Origin of the sequence: Sphingorhabdus sp. (assembly GCF_041737645.1) — a bacterium.
Lineage (GTDB): Bacteria > Pseudomonadota > Alphaproteobacteria > Sphingomonadales > Sphingomonadaceae > Sphingorhabdus_B.
This window is the reverse complement of the sequence record NZ_JBGSRI010000063.1, coordinates 1-20,659: the sequence shown is the minus strand read 5'-3', so window position 1 is coordinate 20,659 and position 20,659 is coordinate 1. Positions and strand designations below refer to the sequence as shown.

19 protein-coding genes are annotated in these 20,659 nt (G+C 55.1%); 14 read left to right on the top strand and 5 right to left on the bottom strand.

Translation table 11 applies throughout. The features are described from left to right. Positions 1-20 precede the first annotated feature (20 nt). The 4 genes from coaE to ACEW72_RS11935 are packed head-to-tail and all read right to left on the bottom strand — an operon-like array spanning position 21 to position 2,846. Entirely contained in the window at positions 21-620 is a 600-nt protein-coding gene (gene coaE, locus ACEW72_RS11950) for a dephospho-CoA kinase (RefSeq protein ID WP_373476613.1), read from the bottom strand. Next, entirely contained in the window at positions 617-1,426 is an 810-nt protein-coding gene (locus ACEW72_RS11945) for a shikimate dehydrogenase (protein WP_373476612.1), read from the bottom strand. Before ACEW72_RS11945 ends, coaE begins: the two co-directional genes overlap by 4 nt. Then, positions 1,423-2,019, bottom strand: a complete 597-nt coding sequence (locus ACEW72_RS11940) for a nucleoside triphosphate pyrophosphatase (RefSeq protein ID WP_373476611.1) — start codon at positions 2,017-2,019, stop codon at positions 1,423-1,425. The genes ACEW72_RS11945 and ACEW72_RS11940 overlap by 4 nt, the downstream gene beginning before the upstream one ends. Beyond that, on the bottom strand, positions 2,016-2,846 hold the full coding sequence (locus ACEW72_RS11935; protein ID WP_373476610.1) for a pyruvate, water dikinase regulatory protein: 831 nt from the start codon (positions 2,844-2,846) through the stop codon (positions 2,016-2,018). Before ACEW72_RS11935 ends, ACEW72_RS11940 begins: the two co-directional genes overlap by 4 nt. 299 nt (positions 2,847-3,145) lie before the next feature. On the opposite strand from ACEW72_RS11935, the gene hemE reads away from it, so the two are divergent. Both hemE and ACEW72_RS11925 read left to right on the top strand, forming a co-directional pair. Continuing rightward, positions 3,146-4,177 carry a uroporphyrinogen decarboxylase gene (hemE, locus tag ACEW72_RS11930; RefSeq protein ID WP_373476609.1) on the top strand — a complete coding sequence of 344 codons (1,032 nt, stop codon included), beginning with the start codon at positions 3,146-3,148 and terminating at the stop codon, positions 4,175-4,177. Positions 4,178-4,195: 18 nt separating this feature from the next. After that, positions 4,196-4,639, top strand: coding sequence for a CopD family protein (locus ACEW72_RS11925; RefSeq protein ID WP_373476608.1), 444 nt, complete (start codon positions 4,196-4,198; stop codon positions 4,637-4,639). 36 nt (positions 4,640-4,675) lie between these two features. Here ACEW72_RS11925 and ACEW72_RS11920 read toward each other — a convergent pair whose 3' ends face one another. Then, positions 4,676-5,545, bottom strand: coding sequence for an OmpA family protein (locus tag ACEW72_RS11920; protein ID WP_373476607.1), 870 nt, complete (start codon positions 5,543-5,545; stop codon positions 4,676-4,678). A gap of 355 nt (positions 5,546-5,900) precedes the next feature. Here ACEW72_RS11920 and rho point away from each other — a divergent pair, with 355 nt between their 5' ends. The 12 genes from rho (at position 5,901) to ACEW72_RS11860 (ending at position 20,057) form a co-directional block, all read left to right on the top strand. Beyond that, positions 5,901-7,157, top strand: coding sequence for a transcription termination factor Rho (rho, locus tag ACEW72_RS11915; protein WP_373476606.1), 1,257 nt, complete (start codon positions 5,901-5,903; stop codon positions 7,155-7,157). Positions 7,158-7,175: 18 nt separating this feature from the next. Further along, entirely contained in the window at positions 7,176-7,904 is a 729-nt protein-coding gene (locus ACEW72_RS11910) for a YjbE family putative metal transport protein (RefSeq protein ID WP_373476605.1), read from the top strand. A gap of 142 nt (positions 7,905-8,046) precedes the next feature. Further along, positions 8,047-8,307 carry a DUF6489 family protein gene (locus tag ACEW72_RS11905; RefSeq protein WP_373473297.1) on the top strand — a complete coding sequence of 87 codons (261 nt, stop codon included), beginning with the start codon at positions 8,047-8,049 and terminating at the stop codon, positions 8,305-8,307. Between the two features lie 9 nt (positions 8,308-8,316). After that, positions 8,317-9,609 carry a tRNA uridine-5-carboxymethylaminomethyl(34) synthesis GTPase MnmE gene (gene mnmE / locus ACEW72_RS11900; protein ID WP_373476604.1) on the top strand — a complete coding sequence of 431 codons (1,293 nt, stop codon included), beginning with the start codon at positions 8,317-8,319 and terminating at the stop codon, positions 9,607-9,609. Positions 9,610-9,674: 65 nt separating this feature from the next. Continuing rightward, positions 9,675-11,555: a tRNA uridine-5-carboxymethylaminomethyl(34) synthesis enzyme MnmG gene (gene mnmG / locus ACEW72_RS11895; RefSeq protein ID WP_373476603.1), complete on the top strand. Its 1,881-nt coding sequence runs from the start codon at positions 9,675-9,677 to the stop codon at positions 11,553-11,555. Then, positions 11,552-12,199, top strand: coding sequence for a 16S rRNA (guanine(527)-N(7))-methyltransferase RsmG (rsmG, locus tag ACEW72_RS11890; RefSeq protein ID WP_373476602.1), 648 nt, complete (start codon positions 11,552-11,554; stop codon positions 12,197-12,199). The genes mnmG and rsmG overlap by 4 nt, the downstream gene beginning before the upstream one ends. A gap of 14 nt (positions 12,200-12,213) precedes the next feature. Then, complete coding sequence (locus tag ACEW72_RS11885) at positions 12,214-12,993, top strand: ParA family protein (RefSeq protein ID WP_373476601.1); 780 nt, start codon at positions 12,214-12,216, stop codon at positions 12,991-12,993. Then, positions 12,990-13,919 carry a ParB/RepB/Spo0J family partition protein gene (locus ACEW72_RS11880; RefSeq protein ID WP_373476600.1) on the top strand — a complete coding sequence of 310 codons (930 nt, stop codon included), beginning with the start codon at positions 12,990-12,992 and terminating at the stop codon, positions 13,917-13,919. The genes ACEW72_RS11885 and ACEW72_RS11880 overlap by 4 nt, the downstream gene beginning before the upstream one ends. 177 nt (positions 13,920-14,096) lie before the next feature. Next, positions 14,097-14,591, top strand: a complete 495-nt coding sequence (locus ACEW72_RS11875) for a DUF4402 domain-containing protein (RefSeq protein ID WP_373476599.1) — start codon at positions 14,097-14,099, stop codon at positions 14,589-14,591. A gap of 185 nt (positions 14,592-14,776) precedes the next feature. Then, entirely contained in the window at positions 14,777-15,631 is an 855-nt protein-coding gene (locus ACEW72_RS11870) for a molecular chaperone (RefSeq protein ID WP_373476598.1), read from the top strand. Positions 15,632-15,663: 32 nt separating this feature from the next. Beyond that, the gene (locus ACEW72_RS11865) at positions 15,664-18,366 is read left to right on the top strand and encodes a collagen binding domain-containing protein (protein WP_373476597.1); all 2,703 of its coding nucleotides are present in this window, start codon (positions 15,664-15,666) and stop codon (positions 18,364-18,366) included. Positions 18,367-18,824: 458 nt separating this feature from the next. Next, positions 18,825-20,057, top strand: a complete 1,233-nt coding sequence (locus ACEW72_RS11860; protein ID WP_373476596.1) for a sensor histidine kinase — start codon at positions 18,825-18,827, stop codon at positions 20,055-20,057. Positions 20,058-20,659: the final 602 nt, after the last annotated feature.

Here is a 20,659-nt window from a genome sequence, read left to right as displayed (position 1 = left end):
ATGTGAGCCTGTTTTCAATGTTATGCAAGACCCGCGCGCAGCTTTTTGACAAGGTCGCGAACATTGTGCCGGGTTTGCTCCAGCGACTGGCCGGTTTCGATCACATGGTCGGCCAGCGCCCGCTTGTCCGCATCGTGCATCTGCAACGCGACAATCTGGTCAAATTTTTCCGCCGTCATCCCTGGTCGCGCCAGCACCCGTTCGCGCTGGAGCGCATAAGAGGAGGATACCACAACGACGCAGTCGACGCCCTTATGGCCGCCCTTTTCGAACAGAAGCGGAATGTCGAACAGCACCAAATCCACGTCCGCATGGTCGCGCAGAAAAGCAATGCGCTGCTCCGCCACGGCGGGATGGATAATCGATTCCAGTTTCGCAAGTCTGTCCCTGTCCCCGAACACTGCCGCGCCCAGCGCCTTGCGGTCCACGCCGTCTGCGCCCGTCGTTCCGGGGAAAGCCGACTCAATCGCAGGAACCAGCGCACCGCCCGCCTTTTGCAGTTCGTGCACCGCCGCGTCTGCGTCGAACACCGGCACACCTTCATCGGCAAACATCGCCGCCACCGTCGATTTGCCCATGCCGATCGACCCCGTCAGCCCGATGATGAGCGGCCCGTTCATTTCAGCAGCAGCGCCCGCAAGGTGTTTTCCTCATCATCAGGTGGAGCAATTCCAAAGAAGAGTTCAAAGGCAATCGCCGCCTGCCCCACCAGCATTTCCAGACCGTCGACCACCTCCAGCGCCCGGGCCCGGGCCTGTTTGAGCAGGGCGGTTTCGATAGGAGCATAGACCAGATCGTAAACCAGCGCATGATCCGGCAATGGGGCAAGATCAATCTCCAGCGGCTCCTGCCCCTTCATGCCGAGCGGACTGGCATTTACCAGCAACGCCGCGTCGGGAAGGCGCGCATCCAAGGGCAGCACCCGCCCCTTCAGCCCGAAATGCGCGAGCAATCCTGCGGCCTTCAGGCTATTGCGGGCGAGCAGGACGACATCGCCAATATCGGCCTGTGCCAACGCGAACAGCACCGCCCGCGCCGCGCCGCCCGCGCCGATCACAACGGCAGTTTCACCCGCCAACGGCATATCGGCAATCGGCCCGTAAAATCCGCCCGCATCGGTATTGGTCCCGACCAGCGCACCCCCATCACCCCGGAAAACCGTGTTGATCGCCCCAATGGAACCGCGCACATCGCCGGGGTCCGTGATATATTCGAGCGCGGTGATCTTGTGCGGAATGGTGATATTGCACCCGCGCCATGCGGGGTCCGCCGCCCGTGCCTTGAAATAGCTCTCCAGATTTTCAGGAAAGATATCCTGCGCGTGATAGTCCCCCACCAACCCCAATTGGTTCAGCCAGAACCGGTGGATCAGCGGAGATTTGGAATGCGATATCGGATGTCCGATGACTTCGGCATATTTGGTCATGTCGGCAAAAGACCCCGTATCCGCAAATAGTCAAGCACTGGCAGGAGCGGCAGGCCGATGATCGTGAACTGGCTGCCGCTGAAGCTTTTGAATAATTGCGCGCCTTCCGCTTCGATCCGGTAACAGCCCACGCAATGACGGATCTGTTCCCAATATTCTGTCACATATTGATCGATAAACGCCGCGCTCAAGGGGCGCACCGCCATCTGCGCGCTATCGACAATCCGCCAAACCGGCTCTCCTGCTTCGCAGATAACCGCCGCGCTGATCAGGCGGTGGGTCTTGTCCGACAATTGCATTAGATGCGCGCAGGCGTCGGCGGGGCTTTCGGGCTTGTCCAATATCTGTCCGTCTGCGGTCACCACAATCTGGTCACAGCCGAGCACCAGTGCCATAGGATATTTGCGCGAAACTTTGCGCGCCTTCGCTTCGGCAAGCGCATCGGCAATGTCGCGGGGTTTGGCTCCGGTTGCGACAAGCGATTCCTTGATGCTGGATTCGTCCACCAGCGCGGGCACCGCCTCCAGCGGAACGCCCGCTGCGCGCAACATCGCGATCCGCCCCGCGCTTTGCGACGCCAGGATCAGCGTCACGGTGTTTGGGCCTGCTGTAACTCGCGTTCATTGAACAGGTTGATTATCGCCGCCGCCGTTTCTTCGATCGAGCGTCGCGTGACATCAAGCACCGGCCAGCCATTGTCGGCAAACATCCGCCGGGCATGCGCCACCTCGGCCTTGACCTTTTCTTCATCCACATAGTCGGTGTCGGGCGACTGGTTGAGCGATAACAGCCGGTTGCGGCGCACCTGTACCAAGCGTTCGGCGCTGGTCACCAGCCCGATGACCATCGGATGTTTCAGCGTGAACAGAATGGGCGGTGGTGGTGATTCAGGCACTATAGGAATATTCGCTGTCTTGTAACCGCGGTTAGCAAGATAGATGCTGGTCGGCGTTTTGGAGGTGCGTGACACACCCGCCAGCACAATATCCGCCTCTTCCCAATTTTGCGCGTTTATCCCGTCGTCATGTGCGATGGTGAACTGGATGGCATCTACGCGGGCAAAATAGGCGGCGTCCATAGCGTGTTGCCGACCGGGTCGGGCCTTTGCCTCTTGTCCCAACATGTTGGACAACGCATCGCTGACGGCATCCAGCGCCGCCACCGCCGGCAAGCCCAAGGCGCGGCACCGGTTTTCGAGCTTGCGTCGTGTGTCACGGTTAACAAGCGTGAACAAGACTAACCCGGGATTTGCAGCCACATCGATCATGATGCGGTCTAAATGGCTTTCCGAACGGACCATCGGCCAGAAATGCTTGACGACATTTTCCACGCCGTCAAACTGTGCAAGCGCGGCTTTTGCAATATTTTCCAGCGTCTCACCCGTTGAGTCTGAAAGGAGATGAAGATGATAACGCGCCATGATGTACAGTCTTGTTGGTAGGCTGAGGATAAATCAAGGGACAAAGTTTATGTGCGGTTTTCATGCTTGCTATTCGTGATTAACCTCCCGATTCGGGCACAGGGTTTCCACAAGCGCAAAATACTCTCCACAGGTTGTGAATAACGGGGACTAAAGTTGCGACTCCGTTACAATCAGATGAACGTCTGTGGTCAAGCTGTTGGCAATATCCGCAAAAGCTTTTAAGGCTTGCGCTATCAACAGCCCATCATCTTTCATCATCCTTATATAAATATATATTTGATTGGATTCTTATCTCGATGTCAGCGCCAAATTCGAAGAAACTGCTTAACGTCCTATCAGGCCACCAAGAAGCAGTACCGCCAATGTGGTTGATGCGTCAGGCTGGGCGTTATTTGCCGGAATATCGCTCATTACGTGCGGAAAAAGGTGGGTTTCTTGAACTTGCATATGATAGCGAGGCGGCGGCTGAAATTACCCTTCAACCCATTCGCCGTTTTGGTTTTGATGCGGCGATCCTGTTTTCCGATATTCTCGTTGTTCCGCACGCCATGGGTCAAGACCTTTGGTTTGAAACAGGAGAAGGTCCACGTCTCGCCCCACGCTTGGCCGAAGACAGGCTGGAAAATTTCACGCCTGCTCCAGAGCGCCTTGCACCGGTGCTAGACACCGTTCGCAAGGTTGCCGCTGCCTTGCCCCCCGAAACGACGTTTCTAGGGTTTGTCGGCAGTCCCTGGACCGTGGCGACCTATATGGTCCATGGACAGGGCAGTAAGGACCAGTCCGAAGCACGACGCATGGCCTATTCGGAACCTGAACGTTTTGGTTCCTTGATCGATGCAATAATTGCGACCACTGTCGATTATCTTGCCGGTCAAATCGATGCCGGCGTTGATGCGGTACAGTTATTTGACAGCTGGGCCGGATCATTGTCTCCGGCACAATTTGAAAAATGGGTTATCGCCCCGAATGCCGAAATTGTCCGCCAGTTAAAGGCGCGTCATCCTGATACACCGATTATCGGTTTTCCGAAAGGTGCAGGCGGAAAGTTGGCCGCATATGCCGAAGGAACAGGGGTTGATGCGTTGGGATTGGATGAAACTGTAGATCCGCATTGGGCGAACCGTGAATTGCCCAAGGGATTGCCAGTACAAGGCAATCTCGACCCCCTTGCGCTGATTTCCGGTGGAGCTGATTTGACGAATGCGGTCGATAATATCCTGTCGGCTTTTGCCAACCGGCCACATATTTTTAATCTGGGGCATGGGATTCTACCAGATACTCCTATTGAACATGTTGAAAAGCTGCTTACTCTGGTCCGCAAGGGATAAACCGGGAAAGCCGCCATCATGACGGACATTATCGCAATGCTCTATTTCTGGCTTAAATCCGCCCATATCATTTTTGTCATTTTCTGGATGGCGGGTCTTTTCATGATACCCCGCTTTTTCGTCTATCATCAGGAAAGCGCCGAAGGTTCCGAAGAATCCGCCAAATGGGTGGATCGGGAAGCCAAGCTGATCAAGATCATTCTAAACCCGTCGCTCATCGTTGTCTGGGTGGTGGGTTTGGTGCTCGCGTGGCATATCGGCGCGATGGCCGACGGATGGTTTCATGCCAAGCTGCTGTTCGTGCTTGGTCTCTCGGCCTATCACGGCTGGACGGTTAGTTACGCCAAAAAACTGGCACGAGGAGAGCGCACCCTGACCGGTAAACAATTGCGTCTGTTCAACGAAGTGCCTGGGATAACTGCTGCGATTATCGTGATTTTAGTAGTTGCAAAGCCGTTTTAAGCGGGGTGGGCGTTAACCCACCCCGGTTCTTTATTCTTAAATTCCGTCCAGACTTTTGCTCACCAATATATTGACTGATACGCGCCGGTTTTGCGCTTTTCCTTCTTCGGTATCGTTGCTGGCAAGCGGATCGGATTCTGCCATTCCGGTTGGTGTCAGCATACGATAGGGTTTCCAGCGGCAGGCTTGTTGCAGATAATTGATAACGCTCCTTGCGCGCTTTTCGCTTAATTGCTGGTTATATTCTTCGTCGCCTACAGAATCGGTATAGCCTACAACCAACATCAACGCATTTTCGGTCGCTTCAGCGGTTGCCGCGGTTGAGCAGAGTTCTTCTTTGGCTTGCACCGAAAGCATTGCCTTACCAGTGTCAAAATAGACATTGGCGGTGCTCTTGATATTATATTTGTCAATATCGCCCATGCGTCCACGTAGTGCTTCTGTTGCGGCTGTCTGTTCGTCAAATTGCTGCGCGGTGCCGTTCCGGATCATCGTTGCAGTTTTCATATCGTTGTTCTTGAACGTAATGTGGCTTGCAACCAGTCCGGATGCGGATTGCAAAGTCTTCACGGTGACAGGAAGACCGTTGAGCAATCCATTTGCAGCGATTTTTGCGCGGTTTCCGCTCAAAAATCCGCCACCTGATTTAATCTGGGTTGCGTCAGTAACAATGATAGTGGTGTTAGCGCCTGCGGCAGTAGTCACTTTTATCTTTTCACCGCTCCTCGCAGAAATGATGCCCTTTATCTCTGGTCCTTTCGCCAAGGTGGCAAAATCTTCAATGGGCGTTCCATCGACGATAATTGTGGGATCCGATTGTTGTTGTGCCGACGCTAATGTTGATGTTGTGGCACACAACAGCCCAAGCAGGACGGCTTGTCCCGCCCTTTTGGAATTAATTCGCATAAATACTCCTTCACTTGAATATGGTCGTTTATTTTTATTTCCCGATCGCAGGCCTTCGCTCTTGTACCTTTCTGGTACATGAACGCATACAACCAGACCATAAGCTCTGCGGTTAACATGCCTTCATAATGCGGCAAACCGTTGCGGCGGGGCTTGCAACCCAATAGAGTTGACGTGCATCATCATAGTGACTATTCAGGGATTCAAGCCCGTCCTGGGCGTGAGGCGCGATCCGTTTAAGAAACGCGCTACCGATTTTCCTTTTTCACCGGTTGCCTTTTTGAAACCGGTTCACTCATCGGGCCGCTGGCCCATCCTTCATCAGGACTTTACAGGTCCGACAACGGAATTATCTATGCATTTGAAAGAGCTGAAAAGCAAAAACCCCGCCGATCTTGTATCGATGGCTGAAGAATTAGGTGTCGAAGGCGCTTCTACATTGCGGAAGCAGGACCTGATGTTTGCCATTTTGAAAGAGTTGGCCGAAGATGGCGAACAGATCATGGGTCTGGGCACCATCGAAGTTCTACCCGACAGCTTCGGTTTCCTGCGTTCGCCCGAGGCCAACTATCTGGCTGGGCCGGATGATATCTATGTTTCTCCAAATATGGTGCGGCAATTTGGCTTGCGTACCGGCGACACGGTCGAAGGTGAAATCCGCGCACCCAAGGATGGCGAGCGTTATTTTGCGCTGACCAAGGTTATGAAAATCAACTTTGACGACCCAGATGCCGTCCGGCATCGCGTCAATTTTGACAATCTCACGCCGTTATATCCTGATGAAAAGCTGACGCTTGATTCGTTGGACCCCACCGTTAAGGACAAGTCGGCGCGCGTCATCGACATCGTCAGCCCGCAAGGCAAGGGTCAGCGCGCCCTAATCGTGGCCCCACCACGCACTGGTAAAACCGTGCTGCTACAAAACATAGCCAGGGCGATCACTGACAACCATCCCGAGGTGTTCTTGATCGTCTTGTTGATTGACGAACGGCCCGAGGAAGTGACCGACATGCAACGTTCGGTGAAGGGGGAAGTTGTGTCCTCCACCTTTGATGAACCCGCGACACGCCACGTTCAAGTAGCTGAAATGGTCATTGAAAAGGCAAAGCGCCTGGTCGAGCACAAGCATGATGTTGTCATCCTGCTCGACTCTATCACGCGTCTGGGCCGCGCCTATAACACAGTGGTTCCCAGCTCCGGCAAGGTACTGACCGGCGGTGTTGATGCAAACGCGCTGCAACGGCCCAAGCGCTTCTTTGGTGCTGCGCGGAATATAGAAGAAGGTGGTTCGCTATCGATCATCGCAACCGCGCTGATCGATACCGGCAGCCGCATGGACGAAGTTATCTTCGAAGAATTCAAGGGCACCGGCAACTCGGAAATCGTGCTTGATCGCAAGGTTTCCGACAAGCGAATCTTCCCGGCGCTCGATGTTGGCAAGTCCGGCACGCGCAAAGAAGAGTTGCTGGTCGAGGAAGGCAAGCTCAAGAAAATGTGGGTGCTACGCCGTATTCTCATGCAGATGGGTACCATTGACGCGATGGAATTCCTCCTCGACAAGATGAAGGATTCCAAGACAAACGAAGATTTCTTCGATTCGATGAACCAGTAAGGCATAAGGTCGGACACTATGTTTGAATTTCTGATTGCAACGGCCAGTACGGCTACATCTTTGGGTGGACCCGCCGAAATTTGGGCCGCTATCGTCAAGGATTTCTCTAATATCGGCGAACCGGCGGCCTTTGCGGCCTTCATTCAGGTGTTGCTGATCGATCTGGTACTGGCGGGCGACAATGCGATTGTGGTCGGTGCCCTTGCTGCCGGATTGCCCCCTGAACAGCGCAAGAAGGTAATTCTGATCGGTGTGCTGGCGGCGTTAGTGTTACGTATCATTTTCGCCCTGATGGTCACATGGTTGCTAGGCATTGTTGGACTGGTATTGGCGGGTGGCTTGCTATTGCTGTGGGTCGCGTGGCGGATGTACCGCGATATTGCGGGCCATGCGGGTGAATCTGCCGGATCTCCGGAAATCGCCGGTGATGAACATTCGGGTATCAAATCCACTAAGACCTTTGCAGGTGCTGCTTGGGGTGTAGCCGTTGCCGATGTGTCGATGAGCCTCGACAATGTTCTTGCCGTAGCTGGTGCCGCGCGTGAACATCCGGGCATCCTGATCGTCGGTCTGATCTTTGCCGTCGCCTTGATGGGTGTTGCGGCCAATATAATCGCCCAGTATATCGAGCGTTACCGCTGGATTGGGTGGGTCGGTCTGGTCGTCATCGTCTATGTCGCGGGCAAGATGATCTGGGAAGGCTGGCACGAGGTTCAGCCCCACGTAATGGCGATGGCCGGTATGTAAGAAAAAAGGGCCCCCGATGTGGGGCCCTTTTTCGGTCCGGCGTTTATGCGCGCTAGTCCCGTCTCTGCTCGGCAATTGCGTGATCCGGCTTTCGCTCTATAGTGGCCGCTGTTCGAGGGAAGAGGAAGGAGGGCCAGCGCCCATGAAAATGAATATAGAGATTGATTGCTCACCCGAAGAAGCACGCGCCCTGCTGGGCTTGCCGGATGTTACCGAAGCGAATGAGGCCTATGTCCAGAATATCACCAAGCTGATGAAAGGTGCGGGCGGGATCGAGCAATTGCAGGAACTGGGCAAGCAGATCGCGCCGATGGGGCAAATGGGACTGCAATTGTTCCAGCAACTTATCGAAACCGGGGCGAAAGCCGCCTTTTCGGGCGTGACGCCGAAGGACAAAAAGTAAACCCCAGCCATGCGCGCCACGGACACGATTTTCGCGCTGTCGAGTGGCGCCCCGCCCGCGGCGATTTCGGTTATGCGGATGAGCGGACCGGGCGCCTTTGCAGCGGTCGAGGCCTTGGCCGGTCGCGTACCGGAACCAAGGCGTGCTTCGCTGGCCGTTCTCCGCGACAGTAAAGGCGAAGAACTGGATCGCGCCCTTGTCCTGACCTTTCCGGGTCCAAACAGCGCCACAGGCGAGGATTTGGCCGAACTGCATCTACATGGCGGCAAAGCGGTCGTGCGTGCGGTGGAAGCCGCATTAACCGCACTGCCGGGCTTGCGCCGCGCCGAGGCGGGCGAGTTTACGCGTCGGGCGTTCCTCAATGGCCGGATGGACCTGAACGAGGCCGAGGGTTTGGCGGATCTGTTGTCGGCGGAGACTGAATGGCAACGCCGTGCAGCGGGCGCCATGATGGGTGGCGCGTTCACACGGCGGATTGAAGCGTGGCGGCAGGAGGCGCTGGCTTTGTCCGCCCTGACCGAGGCCGAGATCGATTTTTCCGATGAAGGCGATGTCGAAACGCAGAATAAAGACACAATTACAACAGGATGTATCTGCCTTCATGACGCCATCGACCGACTTGTCAAATCCCCCGGCGTAGAAAAGCTGCGCGACGGATTGCGGATCGTTCTGGGCGGCCCACCCAACAGCGGTAAGTCAACATTGCTCAACGCGCTGGTCGCACGCGATGCGGCGATTGTGTCCGATATAGCCGGGACCACCCGTGATGTAATTGAGGTACCGGTATCGATCGACGGCATCGCTTTCCTTTTTCTGGATACGGCCGGATTGCGTGACGAAACCGACGACCGGATCGAAGCGATCGGAATCGAGCGCACCAAGGCAGCGATGGACAATGCCGATATTATCCTGTGGCTAGGGGAGGAGGGCACCGGCCCCGATCATCCCCATCTGATCGAAGTAGAGGCGAAGTCCGACGATCCCACGCGCAAGCGGAAAGGATCGCACGCACTTACCGTTTCGGCCGTCGCTGATGAAGGGATGACCAATCTGATTGTGGTGCTTACCGAAACGGCGAAAGCGCTACTACCGCCGCCCGACCAGTTTGCGGTCAATGCGCGCCAACGCACTTTGTTGGCGCAAACGGCATCGGGGCTGTTGGAAGCAGCAGAGTCGCACGACTGGCTGATCATCGCCGAACATCTGCGTCAGGCACGACTCACACTCGACGCCTTGACCGGGCGCGCGCATACAGAGGATTTGCTGGATACGCTGTTCGCGCGTTTCTGCGTCGGAAAATAATGTGTTTCACGTGAAACACCTCCAACCACTTTGACCCCGCCTCCCTACTCCGCTATGCGCGCAATATGCGGTGCGATGTCGACATATTGGTCATTGGCGGAGGCCATGCGGGTACTGAAGCTGCCGCTGTGGCGGCACGGATGGGTGCCCGTGTGGCTCTGGTCAATTTCGACAGGACGACGATTGGTGCCATGTCGTGCAACCCCGCCATCGGCGGGCTAGGCAAGGGACATCTCGTCCGCGAAGTGGACGCCTTTGATGGCCTGATCGCGCGCGCCGCCGATGATGCGGCCGTCCATTACCGGATGCTCAACGCCTCCAAAGGTGCAGCTGTCCAGGGCCCCAGAATTCAGGCCGACCGCAAATTGTTCAAGGCTTCAATCCAGCGGCAGTTGGCGGCTTTACCTAATTTGACGATAATCGAAGGCGAGGTCGCGGCTTTGCGCTTTGCACCGGATAACAGCCGTCGGGTTGTGGGCGTTGATCTGGCGGATGACAGCAGCATCGCCTGTTCCGCCGTGATATTGGCCACCGGTACTTTTTTGGGCGGAAAGCTGTTCCGCGGGGAAGAGCGTCTCGAAGGAGGCCGGATTGGCGAATCCTCAGCGCTTAAGTTGGCGGATCAGATCAGGGGTTCCGGGTTGCCCATGGCACGCCTGAAAACAGGAACTCCGCCACGGCTGGATGGCCGCACCATTGACTGGGCGAAACTGGATGTGCAGCCGTCCGATGACAGCTCCTGGACAATGTCGCCGCTCACAAAACACCGCCATGTTCCCCAGCTTTTCTGTGCCATCAGCCGGACTAATAGCGCGACGCATGATATCATCCGCAGCGGGCTGGACCGTTCGCCGTTATTTGGCGGGGATATCGCAGGGCAGGGGCCGCGTTATTGTCCTTCGATCGAAGACAAAATATTTCGCTTCGGCGACCGCGACGGACATCAGGTGTTTCTGGAACCAGAAGGCCTCGACAGTTTCCTGATCTATCCTAACGGAATTTCGACATCATTGCCGACCGATATCCAGATGGCCATGGTCCGGTCGATGACCGGTCTGGAGCAGTGCGAGGTTGTCGTTCCGGGCTATGCGGTTGAATATGACCATATCGACCCGCGTGCTCTGGATACCAATCTGGCGGTGCGCGGTTTTGACGGGCTCTATTGTGCAGGCCAGATTAACGGCACGACGGGTTACGAAGAAGCCGCGGCACAAGGCTTAATCGCAGGTATGGGTGCGGTATCGCGCCTTTTGGGTCGGGACATGCCCGCGCTCGACCGGTCCAACAGCTATCTGGCGGTAATGGTCGATGACCTGATTTTGCAGGGCGTCACGGAACCTTACCGGATGCTTACGGCACGCGCCGAATACCGGTTGAGGCTGCGCGCTGATAATGCCAGTACGCGGCTGACAACGATGGCGCTTCAGGCGGGTTGTGTAGGGGAAGAACGCGCGAGTTGGTTCACTAAGCGACTATCAGAAAAGCTCGCTCTTGAAGCCGATTTTTCCAAAAGCTATTCAGCCGATCAACTGCTCCGCCATGGCCTGGATGTGAAGCGGGATGCAGGTCGTATGTCGCTCTATGAATGGCTCCGCTTCCCGTCGGTGACGGTTCGCGACCTATTGCCTGTTTCACGTGAAACAGTCTGTCAGTGGGATGACACTTTACTGGATGAGCTCGAACAGGACGGGCGCTATGCCCCCTATCTTGATCGGCAGGAAAATGAAATTCGGGAAATTTCGGCGAATGAGAAGGTGCTGTTGCCGGACTGGTTAGATTATCGGGCGATAGCTAGTCTGTCGAACGAGATGGTTGAGCGACTGGAAGCCGCGCGCCCAGAAAATCTTGCAGCGGCGGCACGGGTACGCGGTGTCACACCCGCGGCGCTGGTTGCGATCATGGTACACGCCAAGAGGGCGCAACAGATAAGCGATGTTGCGGCGTGACCGAGGAGGAAGCCCGCCAGTGGCTCTGGGATCATTTTGCCGTTTCACGTGAAACAGAGGAGAAGCTCGAAGCTTTTATCGCTTTTCTGAAACGCGAAGCGGAGAGCCAGAATCTTATTTCCGCCTCCACCTTTGATCATATATGGGACCGACATATCGTCGATAGCGCTCAGTTGTTGCGCTTTTGCCCGAGCGAGCCCGTTAGCTGGATCGACCTTGGATCGGGTGCAGGCTTTCCTGGTATCGTTGCTGCGTTGCTAAGTACACATGAAGTAACACTTGTTGAGTCACGCGGTCGCCGGATTGACTATTTGCAAAGGGCTATCGCCCTGCTTGATCTGGAGGATCGCGTCTGCATTGCCGGAATGCCGTTGGAGCGTGTGGAAACTGCCCCATATTCGGTCATTAGTGCCCGGGCTTTTGCCCCGTTGGACCGTCTGTTTGACCTTGCCGCACGATTTTCCACAAATAAGACGTTATGGCTGTTACCAAAGGGACGGAATGCCGCTAAGGAATGGGAACGGGTTCAACCGGTCTGGAGGGGTGAGTTCCGAATTGAGTCGAGTGTCACCGATCCGGAAGCCGGAATATTGGTCGGACATTTGGCTGGGCGACGCGAAAAAGGAACCGCTGCGGCGGAATAGAGGCATCACGGACGATGATTCGAATAGCGATAGCAAACCAGAAGGGCGGCGTTGGAAAAACAACAACCGCAATAAATCTTGCTACGGCATTGGCGGCGAGTGGTTGGCGTTGTGTTTTGGTGGATCTCGACCCACAGGGCAATGCGTCCACCGGGCTGGGCTTGAAACAGGCGGAACGTGTGCATAGCAGTTATGACTTACTGCTAGGCGATGTCTCATTAAAAGACGCGGCTATCCCGACAAAGATTCCCAACCTTGATATCGTTCCGGCAACCGTCGATCTTTCGGGTGCAGAGATTGAACTTGTCGAATATGAAGACAGGACAGGACGGCTAAAAACTTCCTTTGATAAGTCTGATGCCCATTGGGATATTTGCCTCATCGATTGCCCACCTTCCTTGGGCCTGTTGACGATTAACTCATTAGTCGCGGTGGATTCCATCCTGGTTCCGTTGCAATGCGAATTTTTTGCGCTAGAAGGTTTAAGTCAATTATTACAAACAGTTGAGCGCATTCAAAAGCGGTTTAACCCCAATCTTTCGATATTGGGCGTCGCGTTGACCATGTATGACCGCCGTAATCGTTTGACCGACCAGGTGGCGGATGACGTGCGAAGCTGTTTGGGTGGTTTGGTGTTTGACACCGTCATCCCGCGCAACGTCCGTCTTTCGGAAGCCCCCAGTCATGGATTGCCCGCGTTGGTCTATGACCATCGTTGTTCGGGGTCAGAGGCGTATATCAATTTGGCCCGTGAGTTGATCGGACGGATGCCGACGCGGGAGCTTGCAGCATGACTCCGGAAGAATCATTGGAAAAGGCACCCGTCAGGAAGAAAATGGGTTTGGGCCGCGGACTTGATGCTTTGCTGGGTGAGGCGATTCGCGATGATTCCCAAAGTTCGGCGACTAAATTAACCGGCAGTTCGCCGATAAGCGGTGTCGCGATGATCGCGGTCGGGGAAATCCGTCCAAATCCGGATCAGCCACGTCGCTATTTCTCTGATGAAAAGTTGGACGAACTGGCTGCGAGCATAGGCCGGCACGGCATTATTCAGCCGATTGTGGTCCGCCCCATGGGTGGCGCATATCAAATTGTGGCTGGTGAGCGCCGTTGGCGTGCGGCGCAGAGGGCGCAGATTCATGAATTACCTGCGATCATCAGAAACTTTGACGATGCGGAAACAATGGAAATCGCTTTGCTGGAAAATATCCAGCGGCAGGATCTGAATCCGATCGAAGAGGCCGAGGCTTATCGCAAGCTGACTGAATTATTTGGCCATAGCGCAACTGCTTTGGCCGACCTGGTGCACAAATCGCGCAGCCATGTCGCCAATATGATGCGTCTTCTTGAGCTTCCGGTTGCGATTCGTGAACTGGTTGTCGAAGAAAAATTGTCGATGGGTCACGCCCGGGCATTGTTGGGTACAGATGATCCCGTCCGGCTGGCGATGGTAGTTATAAAGCAAGGTCTATCGGTTCGTGCGACTGAAGCTTTAGTCAAAAGGGGGCGCTCACCCAAGCCCGGAGCATCATCTGCGCGCACGGCAGGTTCCGATAACGCAGATATCCACGCGGTGGAAACCCATTTGGGCGATTTGCTGGGGTTGAAGGTAAAAATCAACCAACGGAATTCAACCGGGGCGGGGTCGGTCACTTTTGAATATGGCAGCCTAGATCAGCTGGATATGCTGTGCCAGCGTCTGACTGGCGAAAAATTCTGACATTTTGCAAAGCGGAAACTGGCTTGTTTGCGGCGGACCCATGCAGGGGCCAGCGGCGCTTACTTATAAAGTTTTCGTTAACCATGAAGGGCAGCAAAGCCTTATGATTTGCTGTGCATAAGCAACGGTGAATGCAGTGGGGCATTCTAATCTGCTTATGTCACGAAGGACCAGTATATGTTGAACAAGTCGAAAATCGCCCTTGCTGGCGCAATCGCAGCTGCCGCTTTGGTTTCGACCGGCGCCAATGCCGCTACCCAGACCGCAACCGCCGAAGTTGATATTCTTGCCGCTGTGCAGCTTGCGCAGAATGATGGTTTGGATTTTGGTGTCGTAGCTTCGAGTGCTGCCGCCGGAACCGTTACATTGCCAAATACATCGAACGCACGCACATGTTCAGCAGGCGTTACCTGCGTTGGTACAGCACTTCGCGGACGCTTCACCGTAAGCGGTGCGACGTCGGGTTATGTAGTCGGCGTCACCGTTCCTGCATCGACCACTTTGACATCAGGCGCCAACAGCATCGCGTTGACGCTTGATCCGTCGATTACGTCATTCACGTCGACCGGTGCCGCCGAAGTTTTCTTCGTTGGCGGTTCGCTTGCCATTGCAGCAAACCAGGCCGCAGGAACCTACACCGGAACGTACAACGTTTCGGCTGACTACCAATAAACGTCGCGCCTTAGGGCGAAGGCGAGGAGAGCACCCCCGGCAGCATCCCTGCCGGGGGTTTTTCTTTGCCCAAAATCCGTTCGTTAGCCGGATGGTAACCATATTTTGGCATGCCGGAAGCATGGACCAGTGCGGACAGGCGACCAGGCCAATTTCCGCGCGCATTATGTGGATGGGGAATATTTATGCGCCAGTGGCGTTTTCAGGCATTTGCCTGCTTTGCTGCCCGGATTAATCTGGGCGCACTTTTGGTGGTCGCAATGACTGCCGGTACTGTAGCACCAGCGCACGCGGCCGGAGATCTTCTCATTGCGCCGACTCGGGTCATACTGGATGGCCGCCGGGGCACGGAAGTTATTCTGAACAACATCGGTGATGAAGAAGCGACCTACCGGATAACGCTCGAACTTCGCCGGATGAACGATCAGGGACGGCTTGATGATGTCGACGTGGTTGCGGCCAATGACATGGAAAAGGCAGTGCTTGATGTCATACGTTATGCGCCGCGCCGTGTAACGTTACCGCCCAATCAGCCGCAGTCGATCCGTATTGGCTTGCAAGCCATAGATGCCCTGCCCGACGGCGAATACCGCGCCCATATGCTGTTCCGCGCCATTCCCAAAACACCAGCCGCCGACGGCACCGCCGATAGCGCCAACAGTCTGCGGATACAGTTGATCCCCATTTACGGGATCAGCATTCCGGTGATTGTCCGTAAGGGAAATCTGCAAGGCACTGCGGCGTTGACCAATGTTCGTCTGGGCAAGGATAATGAGGGACCGACGCTTGAATTCGATATGGCGCGTCAGGGTGATAAATCGATTTTCGGCGAAATACACGTCACGAAACCCGGCGTGTCCGAGCCCATTTCGGTTGCCAAGGGGATTGCGATATATCCCGAGATTGCCAGCCGTATTGTGTCGCTCCCCCTTGCCCCAGAAGTAGCAGCAAAAATGCAGGGCGAGGTTGTGATCTCATATTACGAAGCCCCGGAAGCCGGTGGCGGGTTGATCGCACAGGTACGCACGGTTCTGCGCTGAAACAGGGGCGGAGGCTCTTTCTTTAGCCTGCTATGCACAGATTTCTTCAAAAGGCCGCAAAGGCATTTACGGCGATGGCCGTGGCAACGGGGATGTTCACTCTTCCCGTTGCTTCGGCGTATGCGGCGGCCTGGCAACCGAATGAGGATGATGCGCTGCTGTTCGATGTCCGCGTCGGCCAATGGCGCGTCGGCGACGGTGTCCGGGGTTATCAAACGGACTCAGGCGTCTGTGTGGATTTCGCCGACGTAATTATCGCATTTGATTTGCCGTTACGTCTGGACAAAAAGTCGCGCCGCGCAACTGGCTGGTTATTTGAAGAAAGCCGGACCTTCACGCTCGACCGTGAATCGCGCTTGGTACAAATCATGAACAAAACATCTGCAGTTGCCGAGAGTGATGTCCGCGATGTACCCGAAGGCTGGTGCGTGGATACGAAAACTCTCGCGGCCTGGCTTAATGTCGATATCAAAGCCGATTTATCCAATGCCCTGCTGATTATCAGCGCAGACCGCAAATTGCCTTTTGAACTGGCCGAGGAACGCAAGTCCCGTGCCGGCAAAGTGCGTCCGCAAAAGGAATTTGATCTTTCCAGCCTGCCACAAGCGCGTGATCCGTATAAAATGTTCCGCAAACCGTCGATCGACGTCGTGGCGTCTGTCGGCGCAGCCCACGACAAGCCGGTGGGCCGCAGAATCGAGGCACGCTATGAAATTTACGCCAGTGGTGAAATTGCCGGGGCGTCTTTTGATGCCCGATTATCCTCGGATGATCGGGGCATTGCCGAAAATTTGCGCGTCCGTGCGTATCGTACCGACCCGAATGGTGCCTTGCTTGGCCCGTTGAAAGCCACGCATTGGGCTTTGGGAGACGTTGCGACCAATGTTACGCCGCTGGGCATACAAACAACGGCCGGTCGCGGTGCGTTTGTGACAAACCGGCCGCTTAATCGCCCCGACAGTTTTGATCGCACGGTTTTTCGCGGAGAGTTGCCCAATGGATGGGATGCGGAGCTGTATCGTAACGAACAGTTGATCGGCTATGTCCAAAGTCGCGGTGATGGCCGCTATGAGTTTCTCGATGTCCAGTTGTTTTATGGCCAGAACCGCTTCGAAATTGTCCTTTACGGTCCACAGGGGCAAATCCGCCGCGATGTGAAAATGATCCCTGTGGGTCTGGGCTCCATACCGCCGCGTGAAACTTATTATTGGGCCGCGGTTCAGGACTCCGGGCGGGACCTCATCAATCTGGATAGCGTCGACCCGAGCGATTTTCTGGGTGTGCGTGGAGGATTTGGCCTTGAGAGAGGCCTTGACCCCAAGACGTCAGTCGCCGCGTCGCTTTTCACCTCGGTTTTACGCGGTAACCGGCAATATTATCTCGAAGGCTCGGTACGCCGCGCTATCGGCCCTACCTTATTGGAATTGGCCAGCGCAGCAAATTTGGCCGGGGGCTACGCTGTGCGTGGCCAGCTTTTGGCGCAAGTCGGTGAAACATTAGTGAGCGGAGAGAGTGCATGGCTGCTCGGTGGATATGAAAGCGAGCGCTATGATCGTGACGTGCGCCACTTTAACAGCATATCCTTCGATCACAGCTTGCGTTTCGGGCGCCATTATTTTCCGCTGCGCGCCGAGTTGCGCTATATTGACCGGACGGATGGCGGCCATCGGCTTGAAGCAGAGTCCAGATTATCATTTAATATCAAGAAGATAAATAGTAGCATCGAACTTGAATGGGTAAAGGATTACAGCCCGTTCGGTGGCGGACCCGAAACGCGCCTCGACACATCGTTGCGCTTGTCCGGCCGCATAGGCGGTCTTCGATTGCGCGGCGAGGCTACGCTTGGCCTGATGGGTGACCGGGGTTTCAGGGAGTCAAAGATAACCGGCGAATGGCGTGCGGGCGAGACTTCGGACTGGAAAGTTGAGGCCGGCTATTCAAACAGCGATTCCCGCGGCCGCCTCGCGCTCGGTCACACACGCCGCTTCCGTCATTTCGGACTCACGGGTCAGCTGGAGGTCGCCAGCGACGGTTCGGTTGCGGCTGGTTTGAACCTTGCATTCAGTATCGGGCCTGATCCACATAAAGGTGGAATGCGCTTCGCATCCGAAAAACTGGCATCCGCCGGGCAGGCTTTTGCCGTCGTGTTTCATGACGAAAATGCCGATGGCATCAGACAGGCTGGTGAAACCGTTCAGAAAGAAGTCGAATTGACCGCAGGTCTATCGGCGCGCGGTCCGCCAACCGATGCACAGGGCCGGACGGTGATTGACGGACTACAACCCTATGAACCGGTGTTGATTGGCATCGATGCATCAACCCTGCCGGATCCCTTCGTCCAACCGGCAACAGGCGGGGTGGTTGTAACTCCGCGTCCGGGCATTCCGGTTATTATCGAACTTCCGCTGGTTTCAGCGGGCGAGATTTCGGGTAATTTGCAACGCGAAGGCGGTAGGATACTGAGCGGTGTCGACATCGAACTGCTCGACCGGAACGGCCGCGTCGTCAAGACGACGCGCAGCGAATATGACGGGTTCTTTCTGTTCGAATTTGTCCCTTATGGTCGTTATAGCCTGCGAATAACGGCGATTTCGGCGAATGTCGTGGGCGTCGAAATGGCGCTGCCCACGGCGGCGGAACTTGGCAAGAATAGCGGCAGTATCGACCTGGGAATTGTGATCGCACGGGCAGCACAGCGCGTTGCCGGGTTGGCGCCGCCTGTGCAGGGGCCTTGAGATTTTTTCGCTAGAAGGAATAAGGCAAAAAGGAAGAAGGCGTCGCGCGTCTTTTGGGGCGGGGGTGGCTTTTTTATGTCGGGTAATCCAGAATGTTTGTTAAAAGCGGACTTTCGGGATACGACAACTTTTCAGTCGTTTGGATGGTTTGGGGCGTCTGTTAAAAGCGGCCATTCGTTCAGCTTTTGTTTCTGGGCCGGGAGCGGACTGTATGCTTCGGTGCTTGGATCGACAAATAGCATCTGTTTAGGCCCGTTAGAACGCTTGGCTGTTGCTGCTAACATCTCGGACGTTGAGCCTCCAAACTTATCGTGTTACATACCACCGTCCGTTCATCTGATTGCGGACAGCGCCCGCGTCAGCTAACACCGCTCTCAATTCGGCCTTGGCTCGCTCACCAATCGTCGCTCCAAGGCCCGTCGTTATCCTGATTCTTCGAGCACAAAGGTATGATCTAAATGCCCCGCAAAAAGGTCGAGCTTGAAACTAACGGCGCAGAGTTAATTGAAAATGCTGACGTCAAGGGACCGAGGCAAGGTTCATTCGCTCAGGCTGTCGATGCGGTCGGTACTGGATCAATGCTGGGATACCGGCTGGAACAACAAGCGGCGCTGTCCAACTTTGGTATGGAAGCCCTAAAGTCATCCAGTGTCGCCGATTTATTAGATGAAGCAGCCAAAACTGCTGCGCTCGGAATGCGCGCAAGCCTCTCGAAGATTCTCGAATATCGAAAAATCGAGAACGACCTGTTGATCCGTGCTGGTGTCGGGTGGCGCGCTGGTGTCATCGGGGAAGTTACATTTGGAGCCGATATGGAATCGCCAGCAGGATATGCTTTCCATACGGGATCGCCAGTTATCTCCAACCATCTTGAAGGCGAAGAGCAATTTCGCACGCCGCTGTTGATGATCGAACACGGTGTGAAACGAGCGATCAATGTTCTGATCACTTACGGGGGTGGGCGCTGGGGCGTCCTTGAGGTGGACAGTTCATCTGCCGGTGAGTTCGAGGCAGCCGATCTAGCATTTCTTCAAGGTCTTGCCAATTTTGTTGGCGTCGCGCTCGACCGCCAGGTGGCGGAGGACCGCCTTTCGCAAGCGCTCGATTATCAGAAGCTTCTAGTTCAGGAAGCAAGCCACCGGGTTAAAAATAGCTTAGCGATCCTCTCAAGCTTGCTCACGATGAAGGCGAAGTCGAGTAAAACACCCAAGGAGGCCGATGCGCTCAGCGACGCGTCGGACCGGGTTATCGCTGTCGCGCGGACGCATGATCGGTTATGGCGCGAAGCTGGGGGCGACACGATCGACCTGCGCGCCCTTCTTGCCGAACTCTGCGAAACGCTGTCGGAACAGCTCGAGCATCTCGATATCCGTTGCTCGTCGGAAGAAATAGAGGCGGCTCCCGACCACGCGGTTTCGTTTGCGCTGCTAGTGACCGAGTTGGTTACCAATGCAGCCAAGCATGCTTACGACGCAAATGGCGGTATTGTTCATGTTGCGTTGACCCACGATGGCGCGCTCCGGCAGCTTCAGGTCAGCGATGAAGGCATAGGTCTTGTGCCGGGCTTCAATATTGAAACTGTCAGCGAAGGCAGTCTGGGGATGAGTCTCATTCAAGCCCTAGCTCAAAGTCTCGGCGGGACAATTGAAATTGTTCATGGACGCGGTACAACTTTTAAAGTTCGATTCTGAGATATAATTGCGCCTAAGTGCATAACCGGGATGCAGATACGTGATAGGCTTCCGGACAGTCCCAACCAGCAGAAATCGCTAATTTCGAAGGCTTCTAATCGATTGAAAATCTTCAATGATAGCTATCATAGGTCCGCACGAGACGTTCGGCAAAATCTGTGTCTGGATTTGGGCGCGAATCTGTCATTACCAAAACTGAATCAACGGCTGCTATTGGCTTCGATCGCGTGAAAGCCGTCTGTCTGCACCCCACAACATTCCAGACGTTACGGATTGTTTTCGGACACCCTGAAACCGGACATTTGTCCCGGGTGACGGTCTTTCCAATCTCGGCGAATTCTGCGCTCTCTGCGTGAAACAAATAGCTTGTTTATATCGGGTTAACGCGGAGACGCGGAGAATGTGATGGTTGTGGAGAAAATTGTACTGTTCCCCTCTCCCCTTCATTATATCGGTGACTTGTAAGTCATTGATTTAACTAATGAAAAAAGACCATTTTTGTCCTGTGCAGGAACTGTGCAGAATTTTTTATTAGTAGACTGGTTTTTTGATCAGCAAAGTCGATTAGCGAAACCTAATTTTTTAGCGGATTCGTGACACGA

What these genes read in the sequence shown, in the direction of transcription:
- ACEW72_RS11905 (WP_373473297.1), top strand. Translation starts at nt 8,047, where the DNA reads ATGAAAATGAATATAGAGATTGATTGCTCACCCGAAGAAGCACGCGCC.
- mnmG (WP_373476603.1), top strand. Translation starts at nt 9,675, where the DNA reads ATGCGGTGCGATGTCGACATATTGGTCATTGGCGGAGGCCATGCGGGT.
- ACEW72_RS11880 (WP_373476600.1), top strand. Translation starts at nt 12,990, where the DNA reads ATGACTCCGGAAGAATCATTGGAAAAGGCACCCGTCAGGAAGAAAATG.
- ACEW72_RS11935 (WP_373476610.1), bottom strand. Translation starts at nt 2,846, where the DNA reads ATGGCGCGTTATCATCTTCATCTCCTTTCAGACTCAACGGGTGAGACG.
- rho (WP_373476606.1), top strand. Translation starts at nt 5,901, where the DNA reads ATGCATTTGAAAGAGCTGAAAAGCAAAAACCCCGCCGATCTTGTATCG.
- ACEW72_RS11875 (WP_373476599.1), top strand. Translation starts at nt 14,097, where the DNA reads ATGTTGAACAAGTCGAAAATCGCCCTTGCTGGCGCAATCGCAGCTGCC.
- ACEW72_RS11910 (WP_373476605.1), top strand. Translation starts at nt 7,176, where the DNA reads ATGTTTGAATTTCTGATTGCAACGGCCAGTACGGCTACATCTTTGGGT.
- ACEW72_RS11885 (WP_373476601.1), top strand. Translation starts at nt 12,214, where the DNA reads ATGATTCGAATAGCGATAGCAAACCAGAAGGGCGGCGTTGGAAAAACA.
- hemE (WP_373476609.1), top strand. Translation starts at nt 3,146, where the DNA reads ATGTCAGCGCCAAATTCGAAGAAACTGCTTAACGTCCTATCAGGCCAC.
- ACEW72_RS11945 (WP_373476612.1), bottom strand. Translation starts at nt 1,426, where the DNA reads ATGACCAAATATGCCGAAGTCATCGGACATCCGATATCGCATTCCAAA.
- ACEW72_RS11920 (WP_373476607.1), bottom strand. Translation starts at nt 5,545, where the DNA reads ATGCGAATTAATTCCAAAAGGGCGGGACAAGCCGTCCTGCTTGGGCTG.
- mnmE (WP_373476604.1), top strand. Translation starts at nt 8,317, where the DNA reads ATGCGCGCCACGGACACGATTTTCGCGCTGTCGAGTGGCGCCCCGCCC.
- ACEW72_RS11865 (WP_373476597.1), top strand. Translation starts at nt 15,664, where the DNA reads ATGCACAGATTTCTTCAAAAGGCCGCAAAGGCATTTACGGCGATGGCC.
- ACEW72_RS11860 (WP_373476596.1), top strand. Translation starts at nt 18,825, where the DNA reads ATGCCCCGCAAAAAGGTCGAGCTTGAAACTAACGGCGCAGAGTTAATT.
- coaE (WP_373476613.1), bottom strand. Translation starts at nt 620, where the DNA reads ATGAACGGGCCGCTCATCATCGGGCTGACGGGGTCGATCGGCATGGGC.
- ACEW72_RS11925 (WP_373476608.1), top strand. Translation starts at nt 4,196, where the DNA reads ATGACGGACATTATCGCAATGCTCTATTTCTGGCTTAAATCCGCCCAT.
- ACEW72_RS11870 (WP_373476598.1), top strand. Translation starts at nt 14,777, where the DNA reads ATGCGCCAGTGGCGTTTTCAGGCATTTGCCTGCTTTGCTGCCCGGATT.